Genomic DNA, 16,922 nt, shown 5'->3' on the forward strand with positions numbered 1-16,922 from the left:
CGCCATCAAAAGTGGCGACCGCCGATGAGGCTATTTCGGTTCCGCAGTCTCCGCAAAATTTGGCCGCAAGACTGTTCTCTCGCCCGCAATGGGAGCACACCAGGCCGAACTGGCTGCCACAACTCTCACAGTAGCGATTGGTATCGGAATTGTCGGTGTTGCAAGCCAAGCATCGCATGGGGTGCCGATCGACGGAGACTGCAGCATTCGCAGAGACGAAGTTCTTTGCGAAGCAAGATTGGCGGTCAAAACGCAACCTATGGTTAACACTTTATTGCAATTGGCAGGCTTCGGCAACATGGCAGCAGCGCAAAGAACTAGCCGATCAGCATTCCGCGCTCTTCGATGAAGCTGATCACCTCATCGAGCCCAGTCTGCGTCTTGAGATTGGTCATCACATAAGGCCGCGCCTTGCGCATGCGCTTGGTATCGCTTTCCATCACCGACAAATCAGCGCCCACGTACGGCGCCAGGTCCGTCTTGTTGATGACGAACAGATCGCTCTTGGTGATCCCAGGCCCGCCCTTGCGCGGAATCTTCTCGCCGGCCGCCACGTCGATCACGTAGATCGTCAGGTCGCTCAGCTCGGGGCTGAAGGTCGCCGCCAGGTTGTCGCCGCCGCTTTCCACGAACACGATGTCGGCGTCCGGAAACTGGCCCAGCATGCGGTCGATGGCTTCCAGATTGATGGAGGCGTCTTCGCGGATGGCGGTGTGCGGGCAGCCGCCGGTTTCCACGCCCATGATGCGGTCGGCCGGCAAGGCACCGGCCACGGTCAGCAGGCGCTGGTCTTCCTTGGTGTAGATGTCGTTGGTGATGGCCACCAGGTCGTACTTCTCGCGCATGCGCTTGCAGAGCATCTCGAGCAAGGTGGTCTTGCCCGAGCCGACCGGGCCGCCGATGCCCACGCGTAGCGGCGGCAGTCTCTTGGTGCGATGGGGGATGTGGTGCAGCGCGGATGACATAAAAAAGATCAGCTTCTGAAAAGGCGGGAGTACTGGGTTTCATGCCGCGCCGACAGCACGGCGAGCATGGGTGAAAAAGCCTGGCGCTCATCATCGGACAAGGCCATCGCCCGTTCCACCGCGTCGGGAATGTCGCGCGCCAGGCGCCCCAGCATGCGCTGGCCGGCGCTCTGACCAAGCGGCACCGCCTTCACCGCAGCGCCCACCATGTTCTCGGCCCAGCCGAAGGCAAAAGCCAGGCAGCCATCGCGCACCGAAGCGCCGGCGCGCTCGGCGGCAAAGGCGAAGGCGATCGGGTAGCCGACCGGCCCGTTGTTGCCGCTGCTGAAGATGGCGGCGGCATCGGTGTGGTGGAGCTTCAGCCACTCGACAAAGGAGTGGCCCATCTGCGCGGTTTGCAGCAGGAACTCGGCGCTCTCGCGCGTCTGCAGCACCCAGGCGTTGAGCTGGGCGATGCGCTCGCGCGCCTGCGCACGCCAGGCTGCAATGGCTTGCGCCACCACCGCGAGGTCGCCGCGCTCCAGGCTCAGGTGCAACTGGTGGGTGAGCCAGTCTGTGGCGGCAGCCTCGCTCGTCACCTCCGCCAGTTCGACAGCCGCTTCCAGGCCTTCGGAATAGGAAAAGCCCCCCACCGGCAGTGCCGGCGAGGCGAGCCAGATCAATTGCAGCAGGCTGGACGCGCTGGCTTGTTCAGGCATCGACGGACAGTGGTCAGTCAGTGCGAGTGGCCGTGCCCGTGGTGCTCGTGCCCGCCGCCGTACGCGTCCGGATGCAGCACCGGCCCGACGGGCGCCGCGTGGCTGTGCTCATGCGCATCATGCGAATGGCCGTGCTGACCGTGCGCCCCATGCCCGCCATAGGCGCCGCCCTCGGGCTCGAAGGCCTCCTTGGCTTCGCGCACGATCAGGTGCATGGCACGCAGCATGTCGGCCAGCACATGGTCGGGCTCGATCTTCAGGTGGTCCGGCTTCAGCTCGATCGGCACGTGCCGGTTGCCCAGGTGATAGGCGGCGCGCGTCAGGTCGAAGGGCGTGCCGTGCTGCGCGCAGGCGGTGATGACCAGCACGGCCTGCGGCGCCGCGATCACGCGAACGAGCGAACCGTCTTCCGTCACCAGCACGTCGCCACCGCGCACCGCCGTGCCGCGCGGCAGGAACACGCCGATCTGCCGGCCCTGCGAATCGGTGGCGTCGAAGCGGCTCTTCTGCCGCACGTCCCAGTCGAGCTCGATGGTGGCGGCGCGCTTGATCAGCACGGGCGCAAGGCCGCGGCCCTGGGGCATGAGTTTGTTGGCGGTGAGCATGGGAGTCTTGAACTGGATGCCGGAGGTGACAATAATAACAACCGTTATAACTTCAGGGGATGGCGATGACAGCAGTCAAGGTCACTCAGATTGGCAATTCCTATGGCGTCATCCTGCCCAAGGAGATGCTGGCGCGCATGAAAGTGGAAAAGGGCGACAGCCTGTTTGTGTCGGAGGCGCCCGGTGGCTATTTGCTGACACCCTACAACAATGAATTTGAAGAGCAGATGAATGCAGCGCGCCGCATCATGAAAAAGCGCCGCAACGTCTTGCGCGAACTGGCCAAGTGAGCGCGGTCAATCCACGCTGGATCTGGCTGGACCCGGCCGTTGTACGTGCTGCTCATGACGAGCAATTGGCCGAGCATGGCGGGCCGACCGGTGTGCGCGACGCGAACCTGCTGACTTCCGCTTTGGCCCGGCCGCAGCAGTTGGCGAACTACGGCAACCCCGACGCTGCCGACCTGGCGGCCGCCTATGCCTTCGCGCTTGCGCGCAACCATCCCTTTGTCGACGGCAACAAGCGCACCGCCTTCGTGGCGCTGGAGCTGTTCTTGTTTCTCAACGGCTTCGAACTGACAGCCAGTGATGCGGACTGCGTGCTGACAACCCTCGAGCTGGCTGCCGGCAAGCTGGAAGAAGCTGCGCTCGCGCAATGGATTCGGACCCACCTGCAGGCGCTTTAAAACAAAAAATACCGCTGCGCCATCGGCAGCAGGGTCGCCGGCTCGCACGTCAGCAATTGCCCATCGGCCCGCACCGCGTAGGTCTGCGCGTCGATTTCCATCTTGGGCGTGCAGCTGTTGTGCACCATGTCCGCCTTGCGAACGCCGCGGATATTGCGCACGGCCGACAGCTGCTTGCGCAGGCCATAGCGTTCGCCGATGCCGGCCTTGAGCCCTGCCTGCGAGACGAAGGTGAGCGAGCCCTTGGCCAGCGAGCCGCCGAAGGCGCCGAACATCGGCCGGTAGTGCACCGGCTGCGGCGTCGGGATCGACGCGTTCGGGTCGCCCATGGCGGCCAGCGCAATGCTGCCGCCCTTGATCACCGCAAAGGGCTTCACGCCGAAGAAGGCCGGCTTCCACACCACCAGGTCGGCCCACTTGCCGACCTCGATGCTGCCCACCTCGTGGCTGATGCCGTGCGAGATGGCCGGGTTGATCGTGTACTTGGCGACGTAGCGCCTGGCGCGAAAGTTGTCGTTGCGTTCGCTGTCCTCGGGCAGCTTGCCGCGCTGCGCCTTCATCTTGTGCGCCGTCTGCCAGGTGCGGATGATCACTTCGCCGACCCGGCCCATGGCCTGCGAGTCGCTGGACATCATGCTGATGGCGCCCAGGTCATGCAGGATGTCCTCGGCGGCAATGGTCTCCTTGCGGATCCGGCTTTCGGCAAAGGCCAGGTCCTCGGCGATGCCGGCGTCCAGGTGGTGGCACACCATCAGCATGTCCACATGCTCGTCCAGCGTGTTCACCGTGTAGGGCATGGTGGGATTGGTGGAGGAGGGTAGGAAGTTGGCCTCGCCCACCACGCGCAGGATGTCCGGCGCATGGCCGCCGCCGGCGCCCTCGGTGTGGAAGGCGCAGATGGCGCGGCCGCCCACCGCGGCAATGGTGTTCTCGACAAAGCCCGATTCGTTCAGCGTGTCCGAGTGGATCGCCACCTGCGTGTCGGTGGCATCAGCCACGTCCAGGCAGTTGCTGATGGCCGCGGGCGTGGTGCCCCAATCCTCATGCAGCTTCAGGCCCATCACGCCGGCGTCGATCTGCTCGTGCAGGGCGGCCGGCAGGCTGGCGTTGCCCTTGCCCAGGAAGCCCAGGTTCATCGGGAAGGCGTCGGCTGCCTGCAGCATGCGCTCGATGTGCCAGGGCCCCGGCGTGCAGGTGGTGGCAAAGGTGCCGGTGGCCGGCCCGGTGCCCCCGCCCAGCATGGTGGTGACGCCCGAGGCCAGCGCCTCCTCGATCTGCTGCGGGCAGATGAAATGGATGTGGCTGTCGATGCCGCCGGCGGTGACGATGTTGCCCTCGCAGCTGATGACCTCGGTGCCCGGGCCGATGACGATGTCCACGCCCGGCTGTACGTCCGGATTGCCGGCCTTGCCGATGGCCACGATGCGCCCGTCCCGGAGGCCGATGTCGGCCTTGACGATGCCCCAGTGATCGAGGATCAGCGCATTGGTCATCACCGTGTCGACCGTGCCCTGGGCCCGCGTGCGCTGGCCTTGGGCCATGCCGTCGCGGATGGTCTTGCCGCCGCCGAACTTCACCTCTTCGCCATAGCCGCCGGCGCGCAGGGTGTAGTCCTCTTCCACCTCGATCACCAGCCCGGTGTCGGCCAGGCGGATGCGGTCGCCCACGGTGGGGCCGAAGATTTCGGCGTAGGCACGCCGGCCGATCGTTGCCATCTAGAGTTTTCCTTGGGTCAGGCCGCGAAAGCCGTAGACGATGCGTTCGCCGCCGAGGTCGCACAGCTCCACCGTGCGCTGCTGGCCCGGCTCGAAGCGAACCGCGGTGCCCGATGCGATGTTCAGCCGCATGCCCCGCGCGGCCTCGCGGTCGAAGCCCAGCGCGCCGTTGGTCTCGGCAAAGTGATAGTGCGAGCCGACCTGGATCGGGCGGTCGGCGGTGTTCTGAACCACCAGGGTGAGGGTGCGGCGGCCGGGGTTGAGCGAGTGCTCGCCTTCGTCGCAGAAGAGTTCGCCGGGGATCATTGCCAGCGCCGACTTACTTGCGGCCCAACCACAGCGCCACGCCGGCCGCGGCGATGGCAGCGATGAAGATGGCGGCATCGGTGGCGTGCCAGTGCGCGCCGCCCAGGCCATGGCCGTCGTGGGCCCAGGCGCCGGCCGAGCTGGCGCCCGCAGTGATGGCGGCAAGGGGGCGGGAGAGGAGTCGTTGCGTCATGCGGGCAGTCTCTTCCAATGGGTGTCAGACGATGGGCTGATGCACGGTCACCAGCTTGGTGCCGTCTGGAAAGGTGGCTTCGACCTGGATGTCGGGAATCATCTCGGGCACCCCATCCATCACGTCGGCGCGTGTGAGCACGTCGCGGCCTTCGCTCATCAGGGCGGCCACGCTCTTGCCGTCGCGCGCACCTTCCATCACGGCGGCGGAGATCAGGGCAACGGCTTCGGGGTAGTTGAGCTTCAGGCCGCGCGCCTTGCGGCGTTCCGCCAGCAGGGCCGCGGTGAAGATCAGCAGCTTGTCTTTTTCTCGGGGTGTCAGTTCCATGGGGCCGGACCTTATCGTCAGCCCCGCTGTCTTGCAACGATCGTGCCTTCGCCCGATGGCGTAGACGGGCGCCCCGGCACGACAGTTGCACCGGCAAGGCGTGAGCCCGCCCGTCCCACCCGCAGCTGCCACCCAGGCAGCGACCGATCCCGCGCCTGATGTTGGCGAGGCGCCGCAGCGCATCGTCAAGATCCGGCGCGACTACAACAGCTGGGTGGCCAGCGAGACGCTGGAAGACTACGCCCTGCGCTACACGCCGCAGCGCTTTCGCAAATGGTCTGAATGGCGTGTGGCCAACACCGCCTTCGGGGCCGCATCCTTCCTGATCCTGGAGGCGGTAGGCGCCACCTTGCTGGTGCAGTACGGCTTCATCAATGCCTTCTGGGCGATCCTCTGCACCGGGCTCATCATCTTCCTGGCGGGCCTGCCCATCAGCGTGTATGCGGCCCGCTACGGGGTCGACATGGACCTGCTCAGCCGCGGCGCCGGCTTCGGCTACATCGGCTCCACCATCACCTCGCTGATCTACGCCTCCTTCACCTTCATCTTCTTCGCGCTGGAGGCGGCCGTGATGGCCTATGCGCTCGAACTGGCCCTGGGCATACCGCCGGCCTGGGGCTACCTGGTGTGCGCGCTGGTGGTGATTCCGCTGGTGACGCACGGCGTCTCGGCCATCAGCCGGCTGCAGTTGTGGACGCAGCCGATCTGGCTCCTGATGCTGGTGGTGCCCTTTGTGTTCGTGCTGATGCGCGATCCTGGTGCGTTTGCGGGCATCACGCACTACAACGGCGCCAAGAGTGCATCGCCAGATTTTCAGTTGCCCCTTTTTGGTGCCGCGCTGACGGTGGGCATCGCCCTCATGACCCAGATGGGCGAACAGGCCGACTACCTGCGCTTCATGCCGGCGCGCACCCAGGACAATCGCGGCCGCTGGTGGGCGGGCGTCCTGGCCGGCGGGCCGGGCTGGGTGATTCTCGGCGTGGCCAAGATGCTGGGCGGCGCGCTGCTGGCCTACCTGGCCATCTCCCACATGGTGCCGCCCGAGCGTGCGGTGGACCCGAACCAGATGTACCTGGCGGCCTATGAGTACGTGTTTCCCAACTTCGGCTGGGCGATCTGGGCCACCGCGCTGTTCGTCGTCATCTCGCAGCTCAAGATCAACGTCACCAACGCCTATGCCGGCAGTCTGGCCTGGAGCAACTTCTTTTCGCGCGTGACCCACAGCCATCCGGGGCGCGTGGTGTGGGTGGTGTTCAACACGCTGATCGCCTTCATGCTGATGGAGATGAACGTGTTCGAGGCCCTGGGCGACGTGCTGGGCCTGTACGCCAACATCGCCATCGCCTGGATGATGGCGGTGGTGGCCGACCTGGTCATCAACAAGCCGCTGGGGCTGTCGCCGCCCGGCATCGAGTTCAAGCGGGCGCACCTGTGGGACATCAACCCGGTGGGCGTGGGCGCGATGGCGCTGGCGTCCATCCTGTCGATCACGGCGCACCTGGGCGTGTTCGGGCCGCTGGCGCAGGCCTTCTCGGCGCTGATCGCACTGGGCACTGCCTTCGTCGCGGCGCCGCTCATCGCATGGGCGACGCGCGGCAAGTATTACCTGGCCAGAAGTGCCGAAGAGACCCATCGCTACCAGCGGCTGGAAGTTCGCCGCTGCGTGATCTGCGAGCGCGAGTACGAAGGGCCGGACATGGCGCATTGCCCGGCCTACCAGGGCCCGATCTGTTCGCTGTGCTGCACGCTGGATGCGCGTTGCGGCGACCTGTGCAAGCCGCAGGCGAGCCTGTCCGCGCAATGGTCGGCGGTCTTGCGCTGGGTGCTGCCCAAGCGCAGCTGGCGCTACCTGGACACGGGCCTGGGCCACTTCCTCTTGCTCACGCTGATCATCGTGCCGCTGCTGGCGGCGGTGTTCGGCGTGCTCTATCAGCAGGAGCTGCGGGCACTGGCCGATGCGGGTCGGGTCGAGGGCGCGCAGGCTGCGCTGAAATCAGGATTCCTCAAGGCCTACATGGCGCTGCTGGTGCTGGCCGGCATCGTGGCCTGGTGGCTGGTGCTGGCGCACCAGAGCCGCAAGGTGGCGCAGGAAGAATCGAACCGCCAGACGCACCTCTTGATGCGCGAGATCGAGCTGCACCGCGAGACCGACCGCGCCCTGCAGGCCGCCAAGCAAAGCGCCGATGCCGCCAACCAGGCCAAGAGCCGCTACATCAGCGCCATCAGCCACGAGCTGCGCACGCCGCTCAACAGCATCCTGGGCTATGCGCAGCTGATGGGCGAAGACAGCTCGGTGCCGCCGCACCGGCGCCAGGCGGTGGCGGTGATCAAGCGCGGCGGTGAGCACCTGTTGTCGCTGATCGAAGGCACGCTGGACATCGCCCACATCGAGGCCGGCAAGCTCACGCTGCACGCGCGGCCCATGCGCTTTGCCGACGCGATGCAGGATCTGGCCGACATGTTCGAGCTGCAGGCGCAGGAGAAGGGCCTGGACTTTTGCTTCGAGGCCACCGGCCTGCTGCCCGAGGTGGTGCGCGCCGACGAGAAACGGGTGCGCCAGATCCTCATCAACCTGCTGGGCAACGCCATCAAGTTCACGGCGCGCGGCCAGGTCACGCTGCGCCTGCGCTATGCGCGCGAGTTTGCGACGCTGGAGATCGAGGACACGGGCCCCGGCATGCCCGCCGAGGAGATCGAGCGTGTGTTCGAGCCCTTTGCCCGCGGCGCCACGGCTGCCGGCAACGCGGCCGGCGGTGCCGGGCTTGGCCTGACGATCGCCAAGATGCTCACCGACCTGATGGGAGGCGAGATGGCGGTGCAAAGCAGCCTGGGCCAGGGTTCGGTGTTTCGCGTCCGCCTCTTCCTGCCGCGCGTGCACGATGCGTCGCCGGCCGAGGCAGCGCGGCAGCGGCCGGCCCCGATGCTGGCCCGACGCGGCTACGAAGGCCCACGCCGGCGCATCCTCGTGGTCGACAACGAGGAAGCCGACCGCCAGCTGCTAGTGGACGTGTTGACGCCGCTGGGCTTCGAGCTGCGCACCGCCGCCAGCGGCCACGACGCGCTCGACCTGATCGCCGCCGGCCTGCGCCCCGATGCCATGCTCGTCGACCTGGCCATGCCGGGCATCGACGGCTGGGAAACCATCCGCCGTGCGCGCGCCCTGAACCTGAAGAGTGAAGTGGCGATCGTCTCGGCCAACGCCTTCGACAAGCGATTGGAGAACGACGTGGGCATCGTGCCGGAAGACTTCCTGGTCAAGCCGGTGCGCCACAGCGAATTGCTCGATTGGCTCGAGCAGCGGCTGAAGTTGCGCTGGACCAGCGAAGCGGCCAGCCCATCACCCGCCGCGCCGGAGCAGGTCGCCGCGACCCTGGTGCGGCCGTCCCCGGAACGCATCCGCCTGCTGGAGGAAGCGGTGAGCCTGGGCTATTTGCGCGGCATCATGAACCAGCTCGACGAGATCGAGCGGGAACAGCCGGAGTGCGGCGCCTGGACCGACAGGCAGCGGGCGATGGCGCGCCAGTTCCAGCTGGATGCGCTCAGCCGTTCCCTGGCGGAAACAAAATGAACGCGGAAGAAGAAGTGCGCAAAGCGCAAGAGGGCTCGCTGGCGAACAGCCTGCGCGACCCCAGCGGCAACAGCGACCTGGTGCTGATCGTCGACGACGTGCCCGACAACCTGGCGGTGCTGCACGATGCGCTGGACGAATCGGGCTACACCGTGCTGGTGGCCACCAACGGCGAACAGGCGCTGGCCCGCGCGGCCCAGGCCAGGCCCGACATCGTGCTGCTCGATGCCGTGATGCCCGGGCTGGACGGCTTCGAGGTGGCGCGCCGGCTGAAGGCCGACGCCGCCACCGCCCACATCCCGATCATCTTCATGACCGGCCTCACCGACACCGAGCACCTGGTGGCGGCGCTGGAAGCCGGCGGGGTGGACTACGTCACCAAGCCGATCAAGCCCAAGGAAGTGCTGGCGCGCATGAATGTGCATCTGCGCGGCGCCCGCGCGGCCCGCCAGCAGGCGCGCCAGGCCGGCCAGGCGCGCAATGCGCTGGACGCTTTCGGCTATGCCAGCATCACCGTGCGTTGGCCCGACGGCCGCATCATCTGGCAGACGGCGCTGGCGCGCGAGCTGTTGCAGCGCTACTGCGGCACCCATGCGCCCGACACGCCGGCCGCGCTGCTGGCGTGGCTGCGCCGCCATCTGCCCGACGCGCAAGAGCGCCAGCTCGAGCCGCCGCCGCTGCTGATCGAGCAGGGCGCGCGCAGCCTGACCTTGCGGCTGCACCAGCAAACCGGGCACGACGACGACGGCGACGACTGGCTCATCATCATGCGCGAGGCCGCAGGCACCGCGGTGATCGAAGCCATGAGCCTGGCGCTCAAGCTCACGCCGCGCGAGGCCGAGGTGCTCTACTGGGTGGTCAAGGGCAAGACCAACCGCGACATCGGCGAGATCATCGGCAGCAGCCCGGCCACCGCCAAGAAGCACCTGGAGCGGGTCTACGTCAAGCTGGGCGTGGAGACGCGCACCGCGGCAGCGGGCGTGGCCATGAAGCGCCTCCGCGAGCTGCAGCCGGGCTTCGACATCTGAGAAGCTGTGAACGAATCGGTCATGCACGCTCAGCCCGCCCAAACACGCCCACTCGTCGTTGCAAATGCTCGCCGTAGCCCGAGCTACGGCTGCGCTTTGCGCCTAGATTGGACGCATTTGGACAGCCTGCTCGCGCACGTCCAATTCATTCACAGCTTCTGAGCGCCTCGGTCCACACCTAGAATCCCCCGCACCTGAAGCAAGGGCGGGAGCATGGCAAGCACGAGGCGTTCGAGAACAGGCAAGGCCTTGGCCGTTGCGGCTGCGATGACCTGGTGCTCGGTGGTACAGGCTGGCGGCCATTTCGACGTGGACGACGCCGGCACCCTGGGGCCTGGCGAATGCCAGTACGAGATCTGGGGCGGCCATGGCAAGCCGCGCTCCATCGACTTCTTTCACCTGGGGCCGGCCTGCCGCGTGGGGCCGGTCGAGCTGGGTCTGAACCTGGATCTGGCCAAGGGCGACTTCGACCGCGGCGATCAAATCGGCCCGCAGCTGAAATGGAACTTTTTCGGCCAGGAAGAGGGGGCGCCACTGGCGCTGGCGCTGGTGGTTGGCGCCGTCTACGACTATCGCAAAGACGAGCGCTGGGGCGGGCAACTGGTGGTGCCGCTGACCTGGCAGGTGCTGGAGCCCTTGGCGATCAACGTCAACCTGGGCTATGACTGGACGCCGGTGGACGGCGCACGAACGCCGCGCGCGGGTGCCGGTATCGATTGGGCCTTTGCCCCCGCACTGGCCCTGTTGGCCGAGCACAGCCGCGCCTTCGATCGCTCCACCACGCGCATCGGCCTGCGCTGGAGCATCACGCCCACGCTCAGCCTGGATGCCAGCGTGGCGCGCATTCACAGCGAGGGCGTGCGCCTCCTCACCATCGGGCTGAACCAGTCCTTCAGCCGACCCTGACCGACCACAGGGCCCACAGCGCGACTAGGCCCAGCACCGCCACGGCGGCAGTGAGCCAGCGCACGCGCACCCGGTTGGCTTCGATGCGCGCAATGAGCTGCGCGTTCTGCGCGGCCAGCGACTTGATCAGCTCGGTGGAATCGCTCATCTGCTGATGCATCTCGGCGAGCCGCGCCTCCAGGGCCGCCAGCCGCGCCTGCGGGTCGGGCAATGCCGCGCCCTTGGCGCCGGCGTCTCCACCCTTGGGCGGCTTCTTCGACACGGTGTCCCACAAGGACCTGGCCTTTTCCGCGATCTTGGGTGCGTTGCTGATGACTTCGGTCCGGGGGACCATCTGCAGCACGGATATCCAGTTGACTGGCATCTTTGTTGAATCCTTCTAGAGCTCTGCGCCTTCGACCATGAAGCGGACGCGCCGCACGCCTTGCCACTCGTCGGCGTCGAGGCGAAAGGCCAGCGTGACGCGCTGCGGCAGCGGGTCGGTGTGGCCGAACCAGATCGCGTCCACCGGCCGGCCCTGGTGCTTGAGCTTGAGCGCCAGGTGCTTCTCGCCAACCAGCCGTTGCGACACCACTTCGACTTCTTCGCTGAAGGTGGGCGGTGCAAAGCCCTGGCCCCAGACCTCGCGCTGCAGGGTGTCGACCAGGTCGATGCGCAGGTACTCGGCGGCCAGGGGGCCGTCGGTGTCCAGGCGGCGCGTCAGCGTGGCCGCATCCAGCCATTCGGCGGCGACCTCGGCCAGCGCGGTTTCGAAGGTCTTGATCTGCTCGCGCGGCACGGTGCAGCCGGCCGCCATCGCGTGGCCGCCAAAGCGCAGCAGCACGCCGGGATGGCGCTTGGCCACCAGGTCCAGCGCATCGCGCAAGTGAAAGCCGGGAATCGAGCGGCCCGAGCCCTTGAGCTCATGCGCCTTGCCGTCGGCACCGCTGGCGGCGAAGACGAATGTGGGGCGGTGAAAACGGTCCTTGATGCGCGAGGCCACGATGCCGACCACGCCTTCGTGGAAGTCGGCGTCGAACACCGTCACCGCGGCCGGCGGCGTCTGGCCGTCGGCAAACAGCCTTTCGGCCACGCGCAGCGCCTGCTCGCGCATGTCGCCCTCGATGCCGCGCCGCTCGCGGTTGATCTCGTCGAGCATCCGCGCCAATTCTTCCGCGCGGCCCGCATCTTCGGTGACCAGGCATTCGATGCCCAGGGTCATGTCGGCCAATCGGCCGGCGGCGTTGATGCGCGGGCCCAGGGCAAAGCCGAAGTCGAAGGTGGTGGCGGCAGACCCTTGCCGGCCGGCCGCCTTGAAGAGCGCGGAGAGCCCGAGGGGCATGGCGCCGGCACGGATGCGGCGCAGGCCCTGCGCCACCAGCCGGCGGTTGTTGCCATCCAGCTTCACCACGTCGGCCACCGTGCCCAGCGCCACCAGCGGCAGCAAATCATCCAGCTTAGGTTGGCCGGCCGCGTCAAAGATGCCGCGCGCACGCAGCTCCGAGCGCAGTGCCATCAGCACATAGAACATCACGCCGACGCCGGCGATGCTCTTGCTTTCGAAGCCGCAGCCCGGCTGGTTCGGGTTGACCAGCACGTCGGCGTCCGGCAGCTCGGGGCCGGGCAGGTGGTGGTCGGTCACCAGCACCGCGAGGCCGCGCGCCTTGGCGGCGGCCACGCCGTCGACGCTGGCGATGCCGTTGTCCACCGTGATCAGCACGTCGGCGCCGCGATCGGCCACCCGCTGCGCGATGCTGGGCGTGAGGCCGTAGCCGTCGGTCACGCGGTCGGGCACCAGGTAGCTCACGTGCTTGGCGCCCAGGCGCTTGAGGCCGCGCATGGCGACGGCGCAGGCGGTGGCGCCGTCGCAGTCGTAGTCGGCAACGATGCAAAGGCGCTTGTCGGCCGCAATCGCATCGGCCAGCAGCACCGCAGCCTGGCGCGTGCCATGCAGGGTGTCGGGCGGCAGCAGGCGGGCCAGCCCGTCGTCCAGCTCGTCCTTGGCGCAGACGCCGCGCGCCGCATACAGGCGCGCCAGCAGCGGATGCACGCCGGCCTGCTCCAGCGCCCAGGCGCTGCGCGGCGGAATTTCGCGGGGCACGATCTTCATAGTGCGCCCAGCATGTCGGAAGCCGCCGGCGGGCGCTCGAACAAACGCCTGGCGAAGGCGCTCAGACCGCCCGCGCGACCTGTGCGCTGCGGCTCGAAACTGCGCGCGCTGCGATCGCCGCACAGGGTCAGGCGCAGCGGGGTGCCGCGTTCGACTTCGGCCAGCAGGCCAGGCAGCACTTGCGCATCCAGTGCCTGCCAGGCCTGGGACCAGGCTTGCGCGTCATCGCGCAGGGCGGCGGCGCGCAGGCGGTCGTCGACCTGCGGCGCGGCCGTTGCGGGCGCGGCGTCGGCGGGCAGGCTGCCGGTGCCGCTGGCCCAGAAGGAGTTGATCGCCGGCACGCGGCGCTCGGCCCGCGCGTCGTTGATCGGATGGGTGTACAGCAGCATCTGCATTTCGTTTTGCAGGCGGCGCAGCGGGCGCGTCGCCTCGGTCAGCGGGGACCATTCGGAAATCGGGTGGCCGATGGCGCGGTCGATCGAGGCCGTGGGCACGCAATCGAAGATCGCGCCCTGTGCCAGCCAGCGGCCCGGTTGCGCGGTGGCGTGCAGGGCGATGCCGTCTTCGGTGAAGAAGGGGCGCACCGCGTCCAGCAGCGCCGCCGATTCTTCCATCGCGATATCCAGCAGGGCCGGATCGCCCAGCGCCGCGTCGTCGATGCCGACTTGCCAATGGCACAGCGTCAGCAGGGCCCAGGGCTTGCCGGGCACGGCCTCGCGCAGGTCGAGTTCGCGCGCCTGCCAGGCGGCCCAGGGGATGCAGCCGTCCGGCGCGGACAGGCCCAGCGCGGCGGCCAGGGCCCGCTCGTGCGGCGGCGAGAGCGTGGATTCGTCCTGCGTGTCGTCCAGGGCGAGTTGCAGGCGCGAGAGAAGTCGTTCCAGGTTGGGCAGCTTGAGCGTGGCCAGCGCCGCGCGGCAGCCGGGCGTGCCGCGGCCGGCAAAGGGGATCAGAAGGTGGCGCAGGCCAGGAGACGAAGGCATGGGGCTATTGTCCGGGATGCCACAATTCCGCCATGAAACTTCCCTACGAGCTGCAGCTCGGCTGGCGCTACACCCGCGCCGGGCGGGCCACGCGGCGCAACGGCTTCATCAACTTCATTTCCGGCGTGTCGATGCTCGGCATCGCGCTGGGGGTGGCGGCGCTGATCATCGTGCTGTCGGTCATGAACGGCTTCCAGAAGGAAGTGCGCGACCGCATGCTGGGCGTGGTCTCGCACATCGAGATCTTCTCGCGCGACGGTCAGGCCTTGCAGGACATCGACGCCATCATGGCGGCGGCGCGCAAGAACCCGCAGGTGGTGGGCGCGGCGCCTTTCGTCGCGGCCCAGGCGCTGCTGGCGCGCGGCGAGGACATGAAGGGCGTGCTGGTGCGCGGCATCGAACCCAAGCTGGAACCCCAGGTCACCGACATCGCCACCACCGCGCAGAAGGGCGCGCTGGAGCGGCTGGTGCCCGGTGAATTCGGCATCGTGCTGGGCGGCGACCTGGCGCGCTCGCTCTATGTGCGCGAGGGCGACATGGTCACCCTGATCGCGCCCGGCGGCCAGGTCACGCCGGCCGGCGTGGTGCCACGGCTCAAGCAGTTCAAGGTGGTGGGCACCTTCGATTCGGGGCACTACGAATACGACTCGGCGTTGGCCATGATCCACGAGCAGGACGCGGCCAAGGTGTTCCGCCTGGAAGGGCCGAGCGGCATCCGGCTGAAGCTCAAGGACCTGCACCAGGCCCGCCAGGTGGCCGACGAACTGGCCGTGACCCTGCCGGGCTCCTTCTTGATCCGCGACTGGACGCGCCAGAACAAGACGTGGTTCGCCGCGGTGCAGGTCGAGAAACGCATGATGTTCATCATCCTCACGCTGATCGTGGCGGTGGCCGCCTTCAACCTGGTGTCGACCCTGGTGATGACGGTGACCGACAAGCGCGCCGACATCGCCATCCTGCGCACCCTGGGCTCGAGCCCGCGCAGCATCATGGGCATCTTCGTGGTGCAGGGCGCCATGGTGGGCGTGATCGGCACCATCGGCGGGCTGCTGCTGGGCCTGGGCATCGCCTACAACATCGACGTCATCGTGCCGGCGCTGGAAAAACTGTTCCAGGCCAGCTTCCTGCCCAAGGACATCTACCTCATCAGCCGCATGCCCAGCGACCCGCAGCAATCGGACATTCTGCCCATCACCGTCATCTCGCTCATCCTCGCCTTTGCCGCAACGCTCTACCCGAGCTGGCGCGCGAGCCGCGTCAATCCGGCGGAGGCGCTGCGCTATGAGTGATCTGGTGATGAAGGAAGAAGCCATCGCTGCCCAGCCGCTGCGCGGCCCCTCGGCCCCGGCCAACAGCAATGGCGTGGTGCTGAAGGTTCGGGGCCTCACCAAGCGCTTCCATGAAGGCCGCATCGACCTCACGGTGCTGCATGGCGTGGATCTGGACGTGCGCGCCGGCGAAACGCTGGCCATCGTCGGCGCCTCGGGTTCGGGGAAGAGCACGCTCCTGCACCTGATGGGCGGTCTGGACGCGCCCACCGCCGGCAATGTCGAGCTGCATGGCGAAGACATGGCGCATGTGGACGCGGCCGAGCAGGGGCGCCTGCGCAACCGGCACCTGGGCTTTGTCTACCAGTTCCATCATCTGCTGCCAGAGTTCAGCGCCCTGGACAACGTGGCCATGCCATTGAAGATTCGCCGCGAAACGCCGGCCCGCGCGCGCGAAGCGGCCGCGCAGATGCTGGCGGCGGTGGGCCTGGCCGAGCGCCTGGCGCACCGGCCGGCCGAACTGTCGGGCGGCGAGCGCCAGCGCGTGGCCATTGCCCGTGCGCTGGTGACGCAACCCGATTGCGTGCTGGCCGACGAACCCACCGGCAACCTGGACCGCGCCACCGCCGACAGCGTGTTCGCGCTGATGCTCTCGCTGGCGCGCCAGCGCCACACGGCTTTCGTCATGGTCACGCATGACGAAGGCCTGGCGGCGCGCTGCGACCGCGTGCTGCGCCTGACGGCGGGGCGCCTGGCCGGCTGAGGCAAAACACCGCTTGAAAGACTCTCAGCCTCTCAGGCCGTGATCGAGTAGCCGCCGTCCACCGGGATGGCGGTGCCGGTGATGAAGTCCGAGGCGCTGCTGGCCAGGAACACCGCCACGCCCGCCAGATCCTGGGGCTGGCCCCAGCGGCCGGCGCAAGTGCGGGCGATCACCCGTTCGTTGAGGCCGGGCACCTGGGCCCGGGCGCCGTCGGTCAGCTCGGTCTGGATCCAGCCCGGCAGCACGGCGTTGACCTGGATGCCGTCCGCCGCCCAGGAGGCAGCCATGGCCTTGCTGAGCTGCACGATGCCGCCCTTGCTGGCGCCGTAGGCCGGCGCGTAGGGCATGCCGAAGATCGAGGCCATCGAGCCGATGTTGATGATCTTGCCGCCGTTGCCGCCGCGCTTCATCAGGGGATGCGCGGCGCGGCTGCACAGAAAGGCGCTGGTGAGGTTGGTGTCCATCACCAGGTTCCATTCCGACAGCTGCAACTGGTCGACCGGCTTGCGGATGGTGGTGCCGGCGTTGTTCACCAGGATGTCGAGCCGGCCGCAGCGTGCTTCCAGTTGCTCGAAGAGCGTGTGCACCGACGCCTCGTCGGTCACGTCGGCTTCCAGCGCGAAGCTGTCGCTGCCCAGCGCGCGCAGTGCATCGACCGCGGCGGCCGACTTGGCTGCGTTGCGCCCGACCACGACCACCCGCGCCCCGGCCTGCGCCAGGCCCTTGGCCATGCCCAGCCCGATGCCGCCATTGCCGCCGGTGACGAGCGCGACCTTGCCTTTCAGATCGAACATCCGAACCTTTCCATTCATTCCAGGAAATTGCT

General features: G+C 67.7%; 18 protein-coding genes and 1 pseudogene. 7 read left to right on the forward strand and 12 right to left on the reverse strand.

The features are described 5' to 3' along the window. Window positions 1–52: 52 nt before the first annotated feature. The 4 genes and pseudogenes from ACIPRI_RS11745 to ureE all read right to left on the reverse strand — a co-directional run. A pseudogene (locus ACIPRI_RS11745) lies at window positions 53–178 on the reverse strand (double zinc ribbon domain-containing protein); the annotation flags it as partial. A gap of 139 nt (window positions 179–317) precedes the next feature. Further along, entirely contained in the window at window positions 318–965 is a 648-nt protein-coding gene (gene ureG, locus ACIPRI_RS11750) for an urease accessory protein UreG (RefSeq protein ID WP_446621607.1), read from the reverse strand. An 8-nt stretch (window positions 966–973) separates the two neighbouring features. Next, on the reverse strand, window positions 974–1,663 hold the full coding sequence (locus ACIPRI_RS11755) for an urease accessory protein UreF (protein ID WP_446621608.1): 690 nt from the start codon (window positions 1,661–1,663) through the stop codon (window positions 974–976). Window positions 1,664–1,680: 17 nt separating this feature from the next. Next, window positions 1,681–2,268 carry an urease accessory protein UreE gene (gene ureE, locus ACIPRI_RS11760; RefSeq protein WP_446621609.1) on the reverse strand — a complete coding sequence of 196 codons (588 nt, stop codon included), beginning with the start codon at window positions 2,266–2,268 and terminating at the stop codon, window positions 1,681–1,683. A 65-nt stretch (window positions 2,269–2,333) separates the two neighbouring features. Here ureE and ACIPRI_RS11765 point away from each other — a divergent pair, with 65 nt between their 5' ends. Continuing rightward, window positions 2,334–2,558 carry an AbrB/MazE/SpoVT family DNA-binding domain-containing protein gene (locus tag ACIPRI_RS11765; RefSeq protein WP_446621610.1) on the forward strand — a complete coding sequence of 75 codons (225 nt, stop codon included), beginning with the start codon at window positions 2,334–2,336 and terminating at the stop codon, window positions 2,556–2,558. Beyond that, window positions 2,555–2,953: a type II toxin-antitoxin system death-on-curing family toxin gene (locus ACIPRI_RS11770; RefSeq protein WP_446621611.1), complete on the forward strand. Its 399-nt coding sequence runs from the start codon at window positions 2,555–2,557 to the stop codon at window positions 2,951–2,953. Before ACIPRI_RS11765 ends, ACIPRI_RS11770 begins: the two co-directional genes overlap by 4 nt. Here ACIPRI_RS11770 and ureC read toward each other — a convergent pair. The 4 genes from ureC to ACIPRI_RS11790 are packed head-to-tail and all read right to left on the reverse strand — an operon-like array spanning window position 2,950 to window position 5,494. Beyond that, window positions 2,950–4,668 (reverse strand): urease subunit alpha, encoded by a 1,719-nt coding sequence (ureC, locus tag ACIPRI_RS11775; protein ID WP_446621612.1) that lies wholly within the window; start codon window positions 4,666–4,668, stop codon window positions 2,950–2,952. The genes ACIPRI_RS11770 and ureC overlap by 4 nt on opposite strands. After that, the gene (locus ACIPRI_RS11780) at window positions 4,669–4,974 is read right to left on the reverse strand and encodes an urease subunit beta (protein WP_446621613.1); all 306 of its coding nucleotides are present in this window, start codon (window positions 4,972–4,974) and stop codon (window positions 4,669–4,671) included. A 13-nt stretch (window positions 4,975–4,987) separates the two neighbouring features. After that, complete coding sequence (locus tag ACIPRI_RS11785) at window positions 4,988–5,167, reverse strand: hypothetical protein (RefSeq protein ID WP_446621614.1); 180 nt, start codon at window positions 5,165–5,167, stop codon at window positions 4,988–4,990. 24 nt (window positions 5,168–5,191) lie between these two features. Then, window positions 5,192–5,494 carry an urease subunit gamma gene (locus tag ACIPRI_RS11790; RefSeq protein WP_446621615.1) on the reverse strand — a complete coding sequence of 101 codons (303 nt, stop codon included), beginning with the start codon at window positions 5,492–5,494 and terminating at the stop codon, window positions 5,192–5,194. A gap of 85 nt (window positions 5,495–5,579) precedes the next feature. Between ACIPRI_RS11790 and ACIPRI_RS11795 the strand changes: the two genes are divergently transcribed. The 3 genes from ACIPRI_RS11795 (at window position 5,580) to ACIPRI_RS11805 (ending at window position 10,996) form a co-directional block, all read left to right on the forward strand. Then, window positions 5,580–9,062, forward strand: coding sequence for an ATP-binding protein (locus ACIPRI_RS11795; RefSeq protein WP_446621616.1), 3,483 nt, complete (start codon window positions 5,580–5,582; stop codon window positions 9,060–9,062). Continuing rightward, window positions 9,059–10,090, forward strand: a complete 1,032-nt coding sequence (locus ACIPRI_RS11800) for a response regulator (protein ID WP_446621617.1) — start codon at window positions 9,059–9,061, stop codon at window positions 10,088–10,090. Before ACIPRI_RS11795 ends, ACIPRI_RS11800 begins: the two co-directional genes overlap by 4 nt. 249 nt (window positions 10,091–10,339) lie before the next feature. Next, window positions 10,340–10,996 (forward strand): TonB-dependent receptor, encoded by a 657-nt coding sequence (locus ACIPRI_RS11805; protein WP_446621618.1) that lies wholly within the window; start codon window positions 10,340–10,342, stop codon window positions 10,994–10,996. On the opposite strand, the gene ACIPRI_RS11810 is transcribed toward ACIPRI_RS11805, so the two are convergent. From ACIPRI_RS11810 to ACIPRI_RS11820, 3 genes are read right to left on the reverse strand one after another with little or no spacing between them, the layout of a single operon-like run. Further along, a complete protein-coding gene (locus ACIPRI_RS11810; protein WP_446621619.1) occupies window positions 10,983–11,360 on the reverse strand; it encodes a hypothetical protein in 378 nt (125 codons plus the stop codon). The two genes, ACIPRI_RS11805 and ACIPRI_RS11810, sit on opposite strands and share 14 nt — an antisense overlap. Before the next feature lie 15 nt (window positions 11,361–11,375). Further along, window positions 11,376–13,085 (reverse strand): single-stranded-DNA-specific exonuclease RecJ, encoded by a 1,710-nt coding sequence (gene recJ, locus ACIPRI_RS11815; protein WP_446621620.1) that lies wholly within the window; start codon window positions 13,083–13,085, stop codon window positions 11,376–11,378. Further along, entirely contained in the window at window positions 13,082–14,065 is a 984-nt protein-coding gene (locus ACIPRI_RS11820; RefSeq protein WP_446621621.1) for a hypothetical protein, read from the reverse strand. The genes recJ and ACIPRI_RS11820 overlap by 4 nt, the downstream gene beginning before the upstream one ends. Window positions 14,066–14,097: 32 nt before the next feature. On the opposite strand from ACIPRI_RS11820, the gene ACIPRI_RS11825 reads away from it, so the two are divergent. After that, on the forward strand, window positions 14,098–15,354 hold the full coding sequence (locus tag ACIPRI_RS11825) for a lipoprotein-releasing ABC transporter permease subunit (protein WP_446621622.1): 1,257 nt from the start codon (window positions 14,098–14,100) through the stop codon (window positions 15,352–15,354). Window positions 15,355–15,361: 7 nt separating this feature from the next. Further along, entirely contained in the window at window positions 15,362–16,096 is a 735-nt protein-coding gene (lolD, locus tag ACIPRI_RS11830) for a lipoprotein-releasing ABC transporter ATP-binding protein LolD (RefSeq protein WP_446621710.1), read from the forward strand. Between the two features lie 32 nt (window positions 16,097–16,128). On the opposite strand, the gene ACIPRI_RS11835 is transcribed toward lolD, so the two are convergent. Next, on the reverse strand, window positions 16,129–16,890 hold the full coding sequence (locus tag ACIPRI_RS11835; RefSeq protein WP_446621623.1) for an SDR family NAD(P)-dependent oxidoreductase: 762 nt from the start codon (window positions 16,888–16,890) through the stop codon (window positions 16,129–16,131). Window positions 16,891–16,922 lie beyond the last annotated feature (32 nt).

This window comes from Variovorax sp. LARHSF232, from assembly GCF_052871435.1.